Genomic DNA, 15,806 nt, shown 5'->3' on the forward strand with positions numbered 1-15,806 from the left:
CCCCTCCCGGCTACCGGGCGGGGCTCTTCGCTTGCGACAATCTTCCCTGCGCGTCCGGCCCGTTCGGCGGCAGTCGCGGGACACGAGCAGGGCACACCAGTAATGGGGGGACAGTGCGAAAGGGAGATTCGGTGAGATCGAGCGACACTGCGGTGTTGGTAACGGTGACGGGACCCGACAAACCAGGTGTCACATCGGTGCTGTTCGCGGCCCTGTCGCGGCACGACGTCAGCCTGCTCGACGTGGAGCAGGTGGTCATCCGCAACAGGCTGACCCTCGGTGTGTTGCTGACCTGTCCACGCGATCCCGAGGCGCTCCAGGAAGAACTCGAAGACGCGATGGCCACCGTGGGCGTCCATGTCGATGTCGAGATCGACGCGGCACAGAACGGTGGACGCACACTGGCCACGCATGTCGTCGTCGTGCTCGGCCGTCCGGTCACCGCGCGAGCATTCAGCACCATCTCGAGAGAATTGGCCCGGCAGGGGACCAACATCGATTCCATCCGTGGGATCGCGGACTACCCGGTGACGGGCCTCGAACTTCAGGTCACCGCCACCGACACCTCGCCTGAGGCAGACCTCCAGCTACGCACCGGCCTCGCCGCGATCGCAGCGGGAATCGGCGTCGACATCGCAGTGGAGCGAGCCGGCATCGCACGGAGGTCGAAACGACTCATCGTGTTCGACGTGGACTCGACGTTGGTCCAGGGCGAGGTCATCGAGATGCTTGCCGCCCGGGCCGGGCGCGAAGACGAGGTACGTGCCGTCACCGAGGCGGCGATGCGCGGGGAGATCGACTTCGCCGAGTCGTTGGAACAGCGTGTCGCAGCGCTGGCCGGCCTGGACGCATCCGTCATCGACGACGTCGCCGACAGCTTGGAGCTGACGGCGGGGGCTCGAACGACCATCCGGACGCTTCGGCGTCTCGGTTTCGCCTGCGGTGTCGTATCGGGTGGATTCCGCCAGGTGATCGAGGGTTTGGCTCACGAACTCGAACTCGACTACGTCAAGGCCAACACACTCGAGATCGTCGACGGGAAGTTGACCGGCCGCGTCATCGGCGACGTCGTCGACCGTGCTGCGAAGGCGACCGCACTGCGGGAGTTCGCCGCCCAAGCCGGAGTGCCGATGGAGCAGACGGTCGCGGTCGGCGACGGTGCCAACGACATCGACATGCTCACCGCGGCCGGGCTCGGCGTTGCGTTCAACGCCAAGCCCGCGCTACGCGAGATCGCCGACACTGCGATCTCGCACCCGTACTTGGACGCCGTCCTGTTCATTCTCGGGGTCACCCGAAACGAGATCGAAGCCGCGGATGCCGTCGACGGGGGAGTCCGCCGCGTCCCGATCCCATGACCGACGCCCCCGCCGTCGGCGACTCCGTCGATCGGGACCGTGCCGGGTCGACGTCCGATACGGCTGAACCCGAGCAGTTCTCGGACGCCAACACCTTCGCCTCGCGTCACGCCGAGTTGGCCCGCGGCTACGGCGGTGCCGAGGATCCCGAGGACCCGTCTGAGGTTCTGGCCATGCCCATGGTGCTGCACATACCCAAGGCCGACCCGCCGGTGCGCAACGACCTACTCGAAGCCGCCGCCCGAGCCGTCGTGGCGCTGTGCCTCGACCCACGGGTCGGTGTCGACGCCTCGTGGCACGAGCCTTTCGTTGCGTGGACCTCGGCGCGGATCAGGAAGGTGGCCCGCCGTGCCCGCGGCGCGCAATGGACTGCAGCGCAGGAAGTTCCGGGTGTCACGGTCGAGGTCGGGAACGCTTCGGCCCGTGCTTTCGTGCCGGGCCGCGTCGGCGATCTGGATCCGCGCATCAAGCGTCTTCAGATCGGCGGCACCGACGTACCGGCCGAAGAAGAGTCACCGCCGAGCGCCGGGCCGGTGCTGTGGATCGACGCGTCCCTGTCGATGACGGTGGGCAAGGCCGCGGCGCAGGTGGGTCATGCGTCGATGTTGCTGGCCGGTGCGATGAGCCTCGACGACTGTCGAGCCTGGGCCGATTCCGGTTTCGCCTGTTCGGTTCGATCGGCGGATCCGGAGCAGTGGACGCACGCGCTGGACGAGGTCCGCGCGGGTCGCGCCGTCGCAGTCCGAGATGCTGGTTTCACCGAAGTGGCTCCCGGTTCGACGACCGTGATCGCTGTCCGGATGTAACGCAGCATCGGCCGGGGGTCCACTGTCGCGCAACTGGCTATCGAACGAGGTATCCAGTGGCCGGACACTGACACCATGCCTTTCTCACCGCTACGCGTCGCCGGCCGTCGTCTCCCGTCTCGCCTGACGGCGCTCTACGTCGGCCTGTGGCTGTACGGCGCGTCCATGTCGCTGATGATCGCCGGTGGGCTCGGCGTCAACCCCTGGGATGTGTTCCACCAAGGTCTGTCGCGGCACCTGTCGCTCAGCTTCGGAACCATCACTGCCATCACCGGCGTGGCGGTGCTCCTGATGTGGATACCGCTGCGGCAGCGTCCGGGTTTGGGGACCGTGAGCAACGTGATCGTCATCGCTGTCGCCGTGGATACGACGTCGGCGATCCTGCCCCATCTGGACGGGCCGATCGTTCGGACACTGGCAATGGTGTCGGGCATCGTCGTCAATGCCTTCGCCACGGCGCTCTACATCGGTGCGGGAATGGGCCCGGGCCCCCGAGACGGTTTGATGACCGGGTTGGTGGCGCGCACCGGATGGTCGATTCGCCTCACTCGCACGGGAATCGAACTGACAGTGGTACTCACCGGCTGGCTGCTCGGCGGAACTCTCGGTGTGGGTACGGTGCTCTACGCGGTCGGGGTAGGACCGCTCGTGCAGCTGTTCATGACTCACCTACCGGCGCTGCGGAACACGAGAACGGTGGAGCCGGTCACCGAAATCTTCGAACCTGCCTCCAGTGCAGTGGTATCGGGTGGGACGCCGTCCACGCGAGAGGAATCGAGGACGGGCACGAATCGAGACGACGACCAACTGGGGCAGGCCAGCGTGATCTCCGCGGGACCGCCGGAATGCAAGATCAGCAACGAACTCGCGTCGTCCACCTGCCCGCCGTCGGAGGCGTAGGAACGCACGTCGGACCCGTCGACCCAGGCGGAGATCGTGCGCACCGAATCGTCGTTCCATCTGTCGTGATCGAATTCGATTCCGGCGGAATCGAACCAGACGAGGTCCGGTCGACCGGTCGGCGTCGCCCGGCCGGTGAAGAACTCCTGCTGACGCAGTGTCGGGGCGCTCGCGCGTACGCGCAGCAGGCGTGCCACGAATCGAATCATGTTCTGATCCGCGCTGTCCCAGTCGACTGCCCAGGCGTCGGATGCCGGTGCATCGTGAGATACGCAGTACGCGTTGTTGTTTCCGCCCTGGCTGTGGCCGAGTTCGTCACCTGCGAGCAGCATCGGTGTTCCGGTCGACAGCGTCAGGGTGGCAAGCAGAGCACGGACGTGTCGCCCACGGTCGTCGAGGACGGAGGGATCGTCGGTCGGACCCTCGACGCCGTAGTTGACCGAGGAGTTGTTGTCGGTGCCGTCTCTGTTCTCTTCGCCGTTGGCTTCGTTGTGCTTTCGTTCGTACGAGACCAGATCGTGTGCGGTGAATCCGTCGTGTGCGGTGACGAAATTGATCGACGCCCACGGCAGTCGACCGTTGCCGGCATAGAGGTCCTCGGAACCGGCCAGGCGGGAAGCCAATTCGCGCACTCCGTGATGGCCGGCCCAGAATCCTCGCACGGTATCTCGGTAGCGGTCGTTCCACTCGGACCACATGACCCCGAAGTTGCCCACCTGATATCCGGCACCGGTCGCATCCCAGGGTTCGGCGATCAACTTGACGCCCGACAGCACCGGATCGGTACCGATCGCCGTCAACAGCGGTGCACGAGAATCGAATCGCCAACCGCCCGGTCGGCCGAGCGTACTGGCCAGGTCGAATCGGAATCCGTCCACGCCCATGTCCTGCACCCAGTACCGCAGGCTGTCGCACACCATGCGGACCACGGCGGGAGACGCCGAATCGAGTGTGTTGCCGCAGCCGGTCAGGTCGACGTCGGATCCGCGACCGTCGAGCAGGTAGTACCCCGGCGCGTCGAGACCCCGCCAACTGATCGACGGCCCGTCGACCGCGGATTCGCACGTGTGGTTGTAGACCACGTCGAGGATCACTTCGATCCCTGCGCTGTGCAACGCGTCGACCATCGTCCGGAACTCGTCCACTTCGTTGCCTCGCACGGCTGCGAAACGCGGATCGGGAGCGAAATACGCACCCGTGGAGTAGCCCCAATGGTTTCGCATCCCTCGAGCGCGCACGCCGGGTTCGGTGAACGTGGTGTGGACCGGCAGCAATTCGACCGACGTGATGCCCGTTCGAGCCAGGTGTTCGAGTACGGCCGGTTGCGCGAGCCCGAGGTAGGTGCCACGGAGGTGTTCGGGTACGCCGTTGTGGCGCGCGGTGAACGACCCGACGTGCAATTCGTAGAGCACGGTTCTGTCCCAGGGAACGGCAGGCCTCGCCGGCCGGTCGCCGTTGTCCGACGGTCCGCGGACGACGCCGAGCGGGAGGTGGCCGAGGGAATCGCGACTGCTGGGGGCTCCGAACGGGTCGTCCTCGTAGGCCAACAGGGCCGCGGGATCCCCGAAGTCCCCGGACACCTGGCGGGCGGACGGGTCGAGCAGGATCTTGGCCCCGTTGAATCGTCGGCCCGAGTGGGGATCCCAGGTGCCGTGCGCGCGAAAGCCGTACCGCACGCCTGGTCCGACGTCAGGGACGAAGGTATGTCTGATGCCGAAGGTCCGGTTGGTCAACTCCACGCGCCGCTCGCCGCCGTCCGGGTCGATCAGACATACCTCGACGCCATCCGCACCGGGAGCGTGGACTGCGAATTGCGTACCACTGGGATGCGCAGTGGCACCCAGGGGGAACGGCTGCCCGGGCGGGTTCACGCGAGTGACCCCGTCGACGGGACGGCGGGAGGTGCGAGGTACATCGTCAATGGGCGACACGCGTGCACATCCTGCCGTGTCTGCGCGGGCAGTGTGCGGGAGGATAGGAGCCGTGTCTGAACCGGATCCCGACCTGCTCGTAGATTTCACCGATGTCGTAGTCCGCCGAGGTGGCGTGACGTTGGTGGGTCCCGTCACCTGGAAGGTGGAACTGGACGAACGGTGGGTCGTACTCGGGCCCAACGGTGCAGGTAAGACGTCGCTGCTCCGTATCGCTGCCGCCGAGATCCATCCCACGTCCGGTGTCGCTCACGTCCTCGGTGAGGTGATGGGCAGAACCGATGTCTCGGAACTGCGTCCTCGAATCGGCTTGTCGTCGTCCTCGTTGGCGCACCGAATCCCTGCCGACGAACTGGTCTCCGATCTGGTCGTGTCCGCCGGCTACTCCGTGCTGGGGCGCTGGCGGGAGAAGTACGACGCGATCGACACCGAACGGGCCGTCGAGATGCTCGAGAGCCTCGGGGCCGAGCATCTGGCGACGCGGACCTACGGCACCCTGTCGGAGGGTGAGCGCAAGCGTGTACTGATCGCCCGTGCCCTGATGACCGACCCCGAACTGCTGTTGCTGGACGAGCCCGCTGCCGGCCTCGATCTCGGTGGGCGCGAGGAACTGGTAGCCCGGTTGGCCGATCTGGCCGCCGACCCCGACGCTCCCGCGACCGTGCTGATCACCCACCACGTGGAAGAAATCCCGCCCGGCTTCAGCCACGCACTACTCCTCAAGGAGGGCGGCGTGGTTGCGCAGGGCCTGGTCGACGACGTCATCACGGCGGAGAACCTGACCGAGGCATTCAGCCAGTCGATCACCCTCGATCGCGTCGACGGTCGCTACTTCGCGCGGCGCACGCGCGCTGCCGGGGCGCACCGCCGCTAGAGCGGACCCCGTGCCCGGGCGCACCGGCTCAGCGGTACGTTGCGGAGATGAGCTCGAGCACCGCCGCCGATCCCGTTCCAGCACGTGATGCGTCGACCGTCATCCTGATCCGTGACGGCCGATCACAACCCGGCATCGAGGTGTTCCTTCTCGAACGCGTCGGCGGGATGGCGTTCGCGGGCGGCATGACGGTATTTCCCGGTGGCGGTGTGGATCCGTCGGATGCGGCCGCGGACATCGAGTGGGCAGGTCCGCCGCCGTCGTGGTGGGCCGACCGGTTCGGCACCGACGAGGGGAAGGCGCAGGCGCTGGTGTGCGCAGCGGCGCGCGAGACGTTCGAGGAGTGCGGCGTGTTGTTGGCCGGTCCGACGGCGGATTCGGTGGTCGCCGACACCGCCCCGTTCTCTGCGGAACGTGGTCGACTGGAACGCCGGGAGCTGTCGTTCGCCCAGTTTCTCACCGACCACGATCTGGTGCTGCGGGCAGATCTGCTGCGGCCGTGGTCGCACTGGATCACCCCGATCGGTGAAGCCCGACGGTACGACACGAGGTTCTTCGTTGCCGTGCTCCCCGAGGGGCAGAACGCCGACGGTGAGACCAGCGAGGCGGCGTCGGTGAGCTGGCGTTCGGCGGAGGACGCGTTGACGGACTGGCGTTCGGGGACCACCGTCCTGCTGCCACCGACGTGGAGCCAGCTCGATGCGCTCGGCCGATTCGACACGGTGGCCGACGTTCTCGATCACGAGCAGACGATCGCGGCGGTCCTGCCCGTCCTGACCCGGGAGAACGGCACCGTCCGAGTGGAGTTCGACGGCGAGGACGCGTACTACGCGGGCACGGTCCATCCCTGGTCGGATCGCTGAACTCGGGCGCGGTAGCCTTCGGCCATGGCTGAGTTCGTGACTCTCGAAGTATCCGACGGTATCGGCACCATTCGCTTGGATCGCCCACCGATGAACGCGCTCAATCGTCAGGTGCAGGAGGAGATCCGGGCTGCGGCACGCGAGGCCACCGTGAACTCCGACGTCAGAGCGGTCATCGTCTACGGCGGCGAAAAGGTGTTCGCGGCCGGTGCCGACATCAAGGAAATGGCGGCCATGTCCGTCATCGAGATGACCGATATCGCGGCGGAACTGCAGTCCGCCCTCGGCTCGCTCAGCACGATTCCCAAACCGGTCGTGGCCGCAGTGACCGGATACGCACTGGGCGGCGGACTCGAGGTCGCGCTCGGCGCAGACCGACGCATCGCCGGAGACAATGCCAAGCTCGGCGTTCCCGAGGTGCTGCTCGGAGTCATTCCCGGGGGCGGCGGCACGCAGCGCCTGGCCCGTCTGATCGGGCCCAGTCGCGCCAAGGACATGGTCTTCACCGGACGTTTCGTCGGAGCCGAGGAGGCCCTGCGCATCGGTTTGGTGGACGAGGTGGTTGCGCCGGACGAGGTGTACAACGCGGCGCGCGCATGGGCGGGGCAGTTCACGACCGGAGCGTCACGCGCTCTGGCTGCGGCCAAGGCGTCCATAGATCAGGGGTTGGACGTCGACCTGACCAACGGACTGCGCGTCGAGGCACAGCAGTTCGCGGCTCTATTCGCCACCGAGGACCGCACCGTCGGGATGGAATCCTTCATCGCGAACGGACCGGGTAAGGCCGGTTTCACCGGGCGTTGAGCATCGAGGTCGGTGGACGAACTTGTTCCATGGCTACCGGATAGTAGGCTCGCCTCATGACTGCAAGCCCCCACGACGGTGCGAATCGACCGACTGCTTCTGTGACGCCTCTCGTCTCGGCCGAGGCGCGAGACCGCGAGGTCGATCCGGCACCGAATCCGCACGCCACGGCCGAGCAGGTCGAGGCAGCGCGGTCGGACACCAAACTGGCGCAGGTGCTCTACCACGACTGGGAAGCCGAGACCTACGACGACAAGTGGTCGATCTCCTACGACGAGCGCTGCATCGATTACGCCCGAGGCAGGTTCGATCAGGCGGTGTCCGGTGACGCGTCGGCTCGAGCGGCTCTGCCGTACGTTCGTGCGCTCGAATTGGGTTGTGGCACAGGTTTCTTCTTGCTCAACCTGATGCAGGCCGGGATTGCCGACAAGGGCTCGGTCACCGACCTCTCACCCGGAATGGTCAAGGTCGCGCTGCGCAACGCCGAGCACCTCGGACTCGATGTGGACGGCCGGGTGGCCGACGCAGAAACGATTCCGTACGACGACGACACCTTCGATCTGGTGGTCGGTCACGCCGTGCTCCACCACATCCCGGACGTCGAGCAGTCTCTTCGAGAAGTTCTGCGCGTTCTCAAGCCCGGTGGACGCTTCGTCTTCGCAGGCGAGCCGACCACGGTGGGCAACTTCTACGCTCGCTGGCTGGGCCGTATCACCTGGGAAGCGACCACTCGTGCCACCAAGCTGCCGTTCCTGGCGGACTGGCGCAAACCACAGGAAGAACTCGACGAGTCCTCGCGAGCTGCAGCACTCGAGGCCGTCGTGGACCTGCACACGTTCGATCCGACCGACCTCGAGAACATCGCGTTGTCGGCAGGTGCCGAGGCCGTTCAGGCGAACACCGAAGAATTCGCTGCCGCTCTGCTCGGGTGGCCGGTGCGCACGTTCGAGGCTGCCGTTCCGGCAGGCAAGCTCGGCTGGAACTGGGCCAAGTTCGCGTTCAACGGGTGGAAGACGCTGAGCTGGGTCGACGAGAAGGTCTTGCAGCACGTGGTACCGCGAGGCATGTTCTACAACGTGATGATCACCGGAACCAAGCCCGCGCCCCGCGCTTGATTCGTTCCACCACCGTCGGCCGTACGGCCGACGCTGCATCGATCGGTCCCAACCGTGGGCTATGACTTCACCGGCACCGACCTCGACTTCCTGCGAAGCGAGGCCGGTGCCGAGGCACTCGGTGCAGTCGACCGACTCGAGCTCGACGCGCGAACTTCTCTGCGCGATATCGCCTCGGTACGTGCCCGCTACCCCGAGCACGTTGCGGCCCTCGTCGAGACGGTGACGGTGCGGCGGAAAGCACGGGCGAAGCTGCTGGGGTCCGACGGCTGGCTCGTCACCGACGACGCGGTGCAGCAGGCGACGCCGACGATCGTCGCTCGCAGGCGCGCGGACCGCCTGGCCGGACGGCGGGTGCACGATGTCACCTGCTCCATCGGCAGCGAGCTGGCGGCGTTGGTCGACACGACCGAACTTGCGGTGGGAAGTGACCTGGACCCGATTCGGGTGCGCATGGCTGCCCACAACGTGCCCTCCGCGACGGTGCTGCGCGCCGACGCACTGACCCCGACGACACGGGGGACCGTGATCGTGGCCGATCCCGGACGACGCGTCGGTGGTCGTCGACGGCACGATCCCGCAGCGCTCGAACCTCCGTTGCCGGATCTCCTCGACGCGTATCGGGGGCGAGATCTGGTCGTCAAATGCGCTCCCGGGCTGGATTTCGATGCCCTCGATTGGCCCGGTGAGATCGAGGTGGTCTCCCTCGACGGGGGAGTACGCGAGGCGTGCCTATGGTCGGAAGGTCTCGGCGACAGCGGAATTCGGCGACGTGCCGCGGTCCTGCGATCCGACGGAAGTGCGCTCGAGATCACCGACGCCGAGTCGGACGAGATTCCCGTTCGGCCGCCCGGTGAATACATCGTGGATCCGGACGGTGCGGTCGTGCGGGCCGGACTGGTGCGGCACTACGGTGCCAAATTCGGCCTCTGGCAATTGGATCCGAGGATCGCGTACCTGACTGGCGACGCCGTACCCGTCGGAGTGCGTGGTTTCCGAATCCTCGAGCAGTCGAAGTTCTCGGAGAAAGTGCTTCGGCAGCAACTGAATCGACTGGGGTGTGGCGCGGTGGAGATCCTGGTGCGCGGAGTCGACGTGGATCCCGCGTTGCTCAGGCCCAAACTCAAGCTGCGGGGCCGGGTCTCGCTGTCGGTCGTCATCACTCGCATCGAGCGCTCGGCCGTGGCGTTCGTCTGCGAGCCGGGCGCGGTCCGTCAGCCGGTGTAGGTGAAGATCTCGCCCAGGTAGCTCGCCGTGACGACCTGCCCGTCGGGACCGACGGACGTGCCCACGGTGGTGCCGACGACATCGGGTAAGGGCTGCGAATCGATGCTGTCGCCCGTCGCCGCGTCGAACGTGAGCAGAGCCAGCCCGTCGCCGTCGCGAACGACGGTGTGGCCGCGCCCGTCCGCGGATTGTGCTGCTGCCCCGGCCTGTTCGACGTCGTCGCGAACCCACACGCGCTCGGCCGAGTCGCCGTTGTCTCGAAGTCCCATCAGGGTGCCGTCGCCGCCGGCCGGGACGATGGTGCCGTCCGAGGCGATCGATGGACTGCCTCCGATTCCGAGTCCCGTGCCCTCGGTCCACTTCTGTTTCCCGTCCGAGGTGTCGAATGCGGTCAGTCGCCCGTCGACGTCGGCGATGTAGACCGTCGATCCGTCCTCGGAGAGCACCGGGCTCGATGCGACGCCGGCAGGGGGGAGGTCCGAGGACCACCGTTCGACGAGTCCAGGTGCGCCGTCGCGGGAGTACTGCAGCGAGACGAGTTGCGGCGCAATCGAACCCGGTCGCCACAGGGTCAGGTAGATGGCGTCGCTGGCGCGGTCCACCGCGGGCGCGGCAGGCACAGCGCATTCGGATTCACTCGAACTGCACTGGGCGAGTCCGGTGTCCATCGGCTCGAAGTCCGCATCGGGGTCGGTCAAGAAGTCCGGGGCCGGAACGAGATCGAGAATGGGTACTCGCAGTTGGCCGTTCTGGGAATCGAGGACACTGACCTGACCCATCTGGGTGATCGACAGCACGCTGCCGTCGCCCAAGAACTGGGCGGATTTCGGAACACCGTATACCGGTGTACGCCAACGTAATTGCCCGTGATCGTTGTATGAGTTCAGCCCGCCTTCGTCGCCGATGTAGACGTTGATCGCAGAATCGACGGTGGGGGTGGCGGTCACCACGGAAGGGCCGATCCGGTTGCACCAGCGTTTGCGGGCGGACTCGATCTCGAACGAGAACAGATTGCAACCCGATTCGGTTGCGGCAGTGACGAACATCTGCCCGTTCGAGCCGATCGATACCGGTGATGTCACGGTGCCGCCGGTGGGTCGAGTCCAGTCCAGCGTCAGTGGAGCACCGACCGATACGTCCGTCGAGCCACTGTTGCGGAGGTTCGCGTGCGCCGCGGGCCAGGAGTCGGGCGAGAGCGGTTCGATGGCAGCAGGTTCCGTGCTGCACCCGGCGAGGGTCAACAGGACCGTCGCAGCCACTGCAGTCAGACCCTTGCCTGCTCCGGACGTCGAACCTGCACCGAACCCGACACGCATTCGAGCACTCCCCATGATGTCCGTTGTGCCCTTTCGATCGGCGGTCGCTCGGCCTGCTGCGCCGATGCCCGGGCATCGGTCGAGAGACAACACTAGCCCGCTGACGGGTGCCGGCAGAGAGCGGGCGAGCGAGAAACTAGGGTGAACGTCCATGACGAGTATGTGGAACGCGCCGCTGCGAACACGCTGGCGCGGGTCGAGACGACGCGACAGCGAGCAGGCGCGGTTTCTCACGCGGGCGTCCCTCGACTGGGTGCTCGCCAACAAGGCCTACACCCCCTGGTACCTGGTTCGGTACTACCGTCTGGCCAAGTTCAAGCTCGCGAACCCGCACGTGATCCTGCGGGGCATGGTCTTCCTCGGCAAGAACGTCGAGATTCACTCCACCCCTGAACTGTCTCGCCTCGAGATCGGTCGGTGGGTCCACATCGGCGACGGCAATGCCATCCGGTGCCACGAGGGTTCGCTCCGCATCGGAGACAAAGTGGTGTTCGGCAAGGACAACGTCGTCAACACCTACCTCGACATCGAGATCGGCGCGTCGACGCTCGTGGCCGACTGGTGCTACATCTGCGATTTCGACCACCGGATGGACGACGTGAACATGCCCATCAAGGACCAGGGAATCGTCAAGGGCCCGGTACGAATCGGACCCGACACCTGGATCGCCGCCAAGGTGACGATCCTGCGGGAAACCAGAATCGGGCGAGGCTGCGTCCTCGGTGCCCATGCCGTCGTCAAGGGTGAGATTCCGGACTACAGCATCGCCGTCGGTGCCCCGGCCAAAGTCGTCCGCAATCGCAAGACGGCCTGGGAGGCCGGCGCAGCCGAGCGAGCGAAGTACATCGCGGCGCTGGAAGACATCGCGCGCAAGAAGGCTCTCGGTCAGGCCGAGGCGGCGCGGGAGAGCTGAGACCCATGTGAGTGGAACCTCGTAGTGGACTACGAGGTTCCACTCACATGGGGTCAGCTGCGATCGGGCAGGGCGCGTTCGACGATGTGCGGGCGACCCAGCGGATGGCGAACCTTGCGCTTGGCTTCGAGGTACACCCGAGCCGTCGACTCCGCGACGTGCTTCCAGTCGAAGTCGACGGTGAGACGTTCCCGAGCGGCGACGGCTCTCTCCTGCGCCGCATCGGCGTTGTCCAACACCCGCCGCACCGCCGCCGTCAGCGCGGCCACATCACCCGGAGGGAAGGACAGCCCGGTGACGCCGTCCACGATCGCCTCACCGAGTCCGCCGGCCGTCGATGCCACCAACGGAATGCCTGCTGCCGCGGCCTCGAGGGCGATGATGCCGAAGGGTTCGTACCGGCTGGGAAGGACGATGGCGTCGGCGCCGTGCAGCCATCCGAGCAGATCGGAGTGGTTCAGGTTGCCGAGGAACGACACCGACCTGGCGACGCGGTGGGTGCGTGCCAGACCTGCCAGCCACCCGAACTGAGTGCCTTCGCCGGCGATGTGCAGCGTGGTGCCGGGGTGACTTCGTCTGACGCGTGGCAGAGCGGCTATGGCGTCCTGGATGCCCTTCTCGTATTCCAGACGACCGACGAAGAGCAATTTCGCGGGCTCGGAGCGGGGCTGTCGGCGTCGGAAACTCCACGCGGATCCGTCGATGCCGTTGTGAATGACCGAGACCGCCGACTCGGCGACGTCGAACAGGGCTGTGACCTCGTCCTTCATCGACGCCGAGCACGCGATGATCGCGTCGGAATCGTTCGCGAGCCACCATTCGATCGAGTGGACCTGGCGGTTGACGGTGCCCGAGATCCAGCCGCTGTGTCGTCCGGCCTCGGTGGCATGGATGGTCGAGACCAGCGGCACGTCGTAGAACTCGGCCAGAGCGATGGCCGGGTGCGCGACGAGCCAGTCGTGGGCGTGGACGACATCGGGCTGCCAGCCGTCGCCGAGGCCGGGTTTACCGAGGGCGACCCCTGCCCGCACCATGGCGTGCCCCATCGCCAGAGTCCACGCGAGCATGTCCTCTCCGAACACGAAGTGCGCCGGATCCTCGGCGACGGCGACCACCAGTACGCCGTCCTCGATGTGGTGGGACGTGGGATGGGTGGACGCGTCGGTGCCGGTCGGTCTGCGCGAGAGGACGACGACCTCGTGCCCGCAGCGCACCAGCTCGGTCGCCAGGTGATGAACGTGGCGACCCAGCCCGCCGACCACCACGGGTGGGTACTCCCACGACACCATCAGAACTCTCATCTACGCCCCCCTGGGCCTTCTCGGCGTGCACCGGGCAGTCTGCGTGCGTCCAGCGCCGCGAACAGTCCGTCTGCGTGATTCCATTGCCGCGCCAATTCTTCGGCTCGGGCCGGGTGCTGCTGCGCGGCAGAGATTTCACGTAGCGCATGTGCGTGGACGTGAGCTCGCTCTCGGGCGTATCCGGCGGCGGAGTCCTTGCTGACCATGAACGCCCAGTCGCTGGCCACGGCCATGAGTGTCTCACGCAGAATCTGATCGTCGACTCGATTGCGCAGTTCGGGGCCACCCGCCCGGCTTCGGACGGCACGGGAGGCGTCGACGGCATCGAGCGCGGTCCGGGACACCTCGGCGTTGAGCTTCACCAGGTCGGCGACGTCGTCGCCTGCCCACACGCGCCAGTCCTTGCCCGATCCCCAGGAAGAATCCTGCAGTTCGAGTGGGGCTCCGACGTATCCCCGTTCCCGGGCATCGTTCAGCGTTCCGACGGTGACTCCCGCGGCGGGCAGTGCGCGCATCAACTTTTCGAGCCACTGTGGCCCCTCGTGCCACCAGTGTCCGAACAGTTCGGTGTCGAACGCGGCCACCACCACGGCATCGCGGCCGATCCGCTCGGATTCGGAGATCAAGCGCCGACGCACCACGTCGACGAAGTCGGCGACGTGACGGTCCACTGCTGCCGCGGCACGCTCGGGTTCGTAGGGAGCCTTGTCGTTCGAGTCGACGGTGCGGCCGGTGACCCGGGCCGGTTTGAGTCCGGTCGCGTGGTCGTAGGTGTGGAAATCCCGGTAGGCACCGTGGCCTGGGTAGCCGGACTTCGGTGACCAGACGCGGTAGCTGACCGGGAGGTCGCGCCCGAACGCGACGACGTCCGAATCCCACACGGGCCGGCCGAGGGAGGTGTCGCCCCGCATGGCGGGGCCGTCGACCATGAAGTGCGAGACACCTGCGGCCGCGTATTCGGTTTCCATACCGGGGGTGAATCCGCATTCCGGTGCCCAGATACCGCGGGGCGTGGTGCCCCATCGGGCGGCGGCGTCGCGTAGGCCCTCGCTCAGGGAGAACCGCCGCAGTCTTTCGTCGAGCAACGGTTGGAACGGGTGCGCGAGCGGCCCACCCAGCAGTTCGACGATGCCCGTGTCGATCAGCGGACGAAGTACTGCCGAGCCGCCGTGTCGCCATCGCGTCTCGAAGCGGTCCAGAGCTGCGGCGGATGCCCGGTGTTCGCGTATCGAGAGCGCGGGGTCGGTTGCCTCGTGCGCGCGTAGCTGCCAGTTTCCGAGCCAATGGTGCATGCCGGCCAGGCAATGTGGATCGTCGAGCTGGGCCGCGAGTACCGGGGTGACGCCGAGCGAGAGGACGTCGGTGTAACCGTCGTCGGCCAGCCGTTCCAGTGCCGCGGTCAGCGGGAGGTAGCAGTCGGCCCAGGACTGGTACAGCCATTCCTCGCCGACGGGCCACCTGCCGTGATTGGCCAACCAGGGCAGGTGAGAGTGCAGCACGAGGGAGAACATGCCCGGCACGGTGGCACCGGATGTCACCCGATCACCGCAGCCGAGCTCTTTCGGGCGACGGCGACCAGGTCGAGGCTGTCGTCGATTCGATCGGCCGCGATGTCGAAGTCGGCGATGGTGATCGCGGCGACGTCCTCTGCGAGTTCGGCAGGCCAGGGTTCACCGGCGAGTGCTCGTTCGATCTGCGCGTCGATGAAGGATCCGCCGTGTTTGGCGTCGAGGGCGGCCAGCGTGCTGCCGTGCCGGACTCCGGTGAGTTCGGTGACCTCGAGGCGGGCGGCGACGAGCAACTCGGTCAGTTCTGCCGCGTCGAGTTCGCGGGTGTGGAAGGGGTTGAGGGGAGTGTCGCGTCCGGGCGAGAAGGTGATGCGGTTGGGTGTGCTGATCAGCAGCGTGCCGCCGGGCTCGAGGACGCGGTGCACTTCGGCCAGGAACGCTCCTTGATCCCAGAGGTGTTCGATGACCTGGAAGTTGACGACGACACCGACCGAGGAATCCGCGAACGGAAGGCGGTCGAGATTGCCGCGCACCATCGTCACCGCGGGGTAGCGCGCGTGGACGTGCGTCGCGGCCGAGACGTCGTAGTCGAGGCCGACGACGCAGGCCGCAACCTCGGCAATCATGTTGGCTCCGTAGCCTTCTCCCGATCCGGCTTCGAGCACTGTGCGGTCGCGGCACCGCTCTGTGAGGGCGCGGTAGACCACCTCGTGACGGCGGAACCAGTAGTTCTCCTCGGCGATGCCGGGCACAGTCCGCTCGCCGGTGAGGGGGAGTGGTTCCGGTGCCGGTGTCCGAGCCGATGAATCGTTCACCGACGGAAGGTTAGTGCCTCCGGCGATGAGGTAAGCCAACGTGGTCTCCATAACAGTCGGGGTGCGGATGTATGG

At 66.7% G+C, this 15,806-nt stretch carries 13 protein-coding genes and 1 pseudogene; 9 read left to right on the forward strand and 5 right to left on the reverse strand.

Annotated elements, in window-relative coordinates:
* Positions 1 to 131 precede the first annotated feature (131 nt).
* The 3 genes and pseudogenes from serB to K414_RS29615 form a co-directional block, all read left to right on the forward strand.
* Positions 132 to 1,358, forward strand: a complete 1,227-nt coding sequence (serB, locus tag K414_RS0114620) for a phosphoserine phosphatase SerB (RefSeq protein ID WP_027496610.1) — start codon at positions 132 to 134, stop codon at positions 1,356 to 1,358.
* Entirely contained in the window at positions 1,355 to 2,164 is an 810-nt protein-coding gene (locus K414_RS0114625) for an aminoacyl-tRNA hydrolase (protein ID WP_027496611.1), read from the forward strand. The genes serB and K414_RS0114625 overlap by 4 nt, the downstream gene beginning before the upstream one ends.
* A 75-nt stretch (positions 2,165 to 2,239) precedes the next feature.
* Positions 2,240 to 2,887: pseudogene (locus K414_RS29615) on the forward strand (membrane protein); the annotation flags it as partial.
* Here the strand turns inward: K414_RS29615 and glgX are convergent.
* Entirely contained in the window at positions 2,830 to 4,986 is a 2,157-nt protein-coding gene (gene glgX / locus K414_RS0114635) for a glycogen debranching protein GlgX (protein ID WP_051365366.1), read from the reverse strand. The pseudogene K414_RS29615 and the gene glgX overlap by 58 nt on opposite strands.
* 61 nt (positions 4,987 to 5,047) lie before the next feature.
* Between glgX and K414_RS0114640 the strand changes: the two genes are divergently transcribed.
* Genes K414_RS0114640 through K414_RS0114660 form a run of 5 tightly spaced genes read left to right on the forward strand, consistent with a single transcriptional unit; the run spans position 5,048 to position 9,878 of the window.
* Positions 5,048 to 5,869 (forward strand): ABC transporter ATP-binding protein, encoded by an 822-nt coding sequence (locus tag K414_RS0114640; RefSeq protein WP_027496614.1) that lies wholly within the window; start codon positions 5,048 to 5,050, stop codon positions 5,867 to 5,869.
* Positions 5,870 to 5,916: 47 nt separating this feature from the next.
* Positions 5,917 to 6,732 carry an NUDIX domain-containing protein gene (locus K414_RS0114645; protein WP_027496615.1) on the forward strand — a complete coding sequence of 272 codons (816 nt, stop codon included), beginning with the start codon at positions 5,917 to 5,919 and terminating at the stop codon, positions 6,730 to 6,732.
* A gap of 24 nt (positions 6,733 to 6,756) precedes the next feature.
* Complete coding sequence (locus K414_RS0114650) at positions 6,757 to 7,536, forward strand: enoyl-CoA hydratase-related protein (RefSeq protein ID WP_027496616.1); 780 nt, start codon at positions 6,757 to 6,759, stop codon at positions 7,534 to 7,536.
* A gap of 56 nt (positions 7,537 to 7,592) precedes the next feature.
* Positions 7,593 to 8,651: a class I SAM-dependent methyltransferase gene (locus K414_RS0114655; RefSeq protein ID WP_027496617.1), complete on the forward strand. Its 1,059-nt coding sequence runs from the start codon at positions 7,593 to 7,595 to the stop codon at positions 8,649 to 8,651.
* A 54-nt stretch (positions 8,652 to 8,705) separates the two neighbouring features.
* Positions 8,706 to 9,878, forward strand: coding sequence for a hypothetical protein (locus K414_RS0114660; RefSeq protein WP_027496618.1), 1,173 nt, complete (start codon positions 8,706 to 8,708; stop codon positions 9,876 to 9,878).
* Here the strand turns inward: K414_RS0114660 and K414_RS0114665 are convergent.
* Complete coding sequence (locus K414_RS0114665; protein ID WP_051365118.1) at positions 9,866 to 11,194, reverse strand: PQQ-binding-like beta-propeller repeat protein; 1,329 nt, start codon at positions 11,192 to 11,194, stop codon at positions 9,866 to 9,868. The genes K414_RS0114660 and K414_RS0114665 overlap by 13 nt on opposite strands.
* Positions 11,195 to 11,345: 151 nt before the next feature.
* Here K414_RS0114665 and K414_RS0114670 point away from each other — a divergent pair, with 151 nt between their 5' ends.
* Positions 11,346 to 12,107 carry an acyltransferase gene (locus K414_RS0114670; protein WP_027496620.1) on the forward strand — a complete coding sequence of 254 codons (762 nt, stop codon included), beginning with the start codon at positions 11,346 to 11,348 and terminating at the stop codon, positions 12,105 to 12,107.
* A gap of 53 nt (positions 12,108 to 12,160) precedes the next feature.
* On the opposite strand, the gene K414_RS0114675 is transcribed toward K414_RS0114670, so the two are convergent.
* The 3 genes from K414_RS0114675 to K414_RS0114685 are packed head-to-tail and all read right to left on the reverse strand — an operon-like array spanning position 12,161 to position 15,782.
* The gene (locus K414_RS0114675; protein ID WP_027496621.1) at positions 12,161 to 13,408 is read right to left on the reverse strand and encodes a glycosyltransferase family 4 protein; all 1,248 of its coding nucleotides are present in this window, start codon (positions 13,406 to 13,408) and stop codon (positions 12,161 to 12,163) included.
* A complete protein-coding gene (locus K414_RS0114680; RefSeq protein ID WP_051365367.1) occupies positions 13,405 to 14,919 on the reverse strand; it encodes a glycoside hydrolase family 57 protein in 1,515 nt (504 codons plus the stop codon). Before K414_RS0114680 ends, K414_RS0114675 begins: the two co-directional genes overlap by 4 nt.
* A gap of 23 nt (positions 14,920 to 14,942) precedes the next feature.
* Complete coding sequence (locus K414_RS0114685) at positions 14,943 to 15,782, reverse strand: class I SAM-dependent methyltransferase (RefSeq protein WP_037219263.1); 840 nt, start codon at positions 15,780 to 15,782, stop codon at positions 14,943 to 14,945.
* Positions 15,783 to 15,806 lie beyond the last annotated feature (24 nt).

Source organism: Rhodococcus sp. JG-3 (assembly GCF_000482405.1).
GTDB classification, from domain to species: domain Bacteria; phylum Actinomycetota; class Actinomycetes; order Mycobacteriales; family Mycobacteriaceae; genus Rhodococcoides; species Rhodococcoides fascians.

Bases quoted from the DNA above. Each gene is read 5' to 3' on its own strand.
- K414_RS0114675 (WP_027496621.1), bottom strand. From the start codon at position 13,408: ATGAGAGTTCTGATGGTGTCGTGGGAGTACCCACCCGTGGTGGTCGGC.
- K414_RS0114670 (WP_027496620.1), top strand. From the start codon at position 11,346: ATGACGAGTATGTGGAACGCGCCGCTGCGAACACGCTGGCGCGGGTCG.
- K414_RS0114655 (WP_027496617.1), top strand. From the start codon at position 7,593: ATGACTGCAAGCCCCCACGACGGTGCGAATCGACCGACTGCTTCTGTG.
- K414_RS0114685 (WP_037219263.1), bottom strand. From the start codon at position 15,782: ATGGAGACCACGTTGGCTTACCTCATCGCCGGAGGCACTAACCTTCCG.
- K414_RS0114645 (WP_027496615.1), top strand. From the start codon at position 5,917: ATGAGCTCGAGCACCGCCGCCGATCCCGTTCCAGCACGTGATGCGTCG.
- K414_RS0114650 (WP_027496616.1), top strand. From the start codon at position 6,757: ATGGCTGAGTTCGTGACTCTCGAAGTATCCGACGGTATCGGCACCATT.
- K414_RS0114665 (WP_051365118.1), bottom strand. From the start codon at position 11,194: ATGCGTGTCGGGTTCGGTGCAGGTTCGACGTCCGGAGCAGGCAAGGGT.
- K414_RS0114680 (WP_051365367.1), bottom strand. From the start codon at position 14,919: ATGTTCTCCCTCGTGCTGCACTCTCACCTGCCCTGGTTGGCCAATCAC.
- K414_RS0114625 (WP_027496611.1), top strand. From the start codon at position 1,355: ATGACCGACGCCCCCGCCGTCGGCGACTCCGTCGATCGGGACCGTGCC.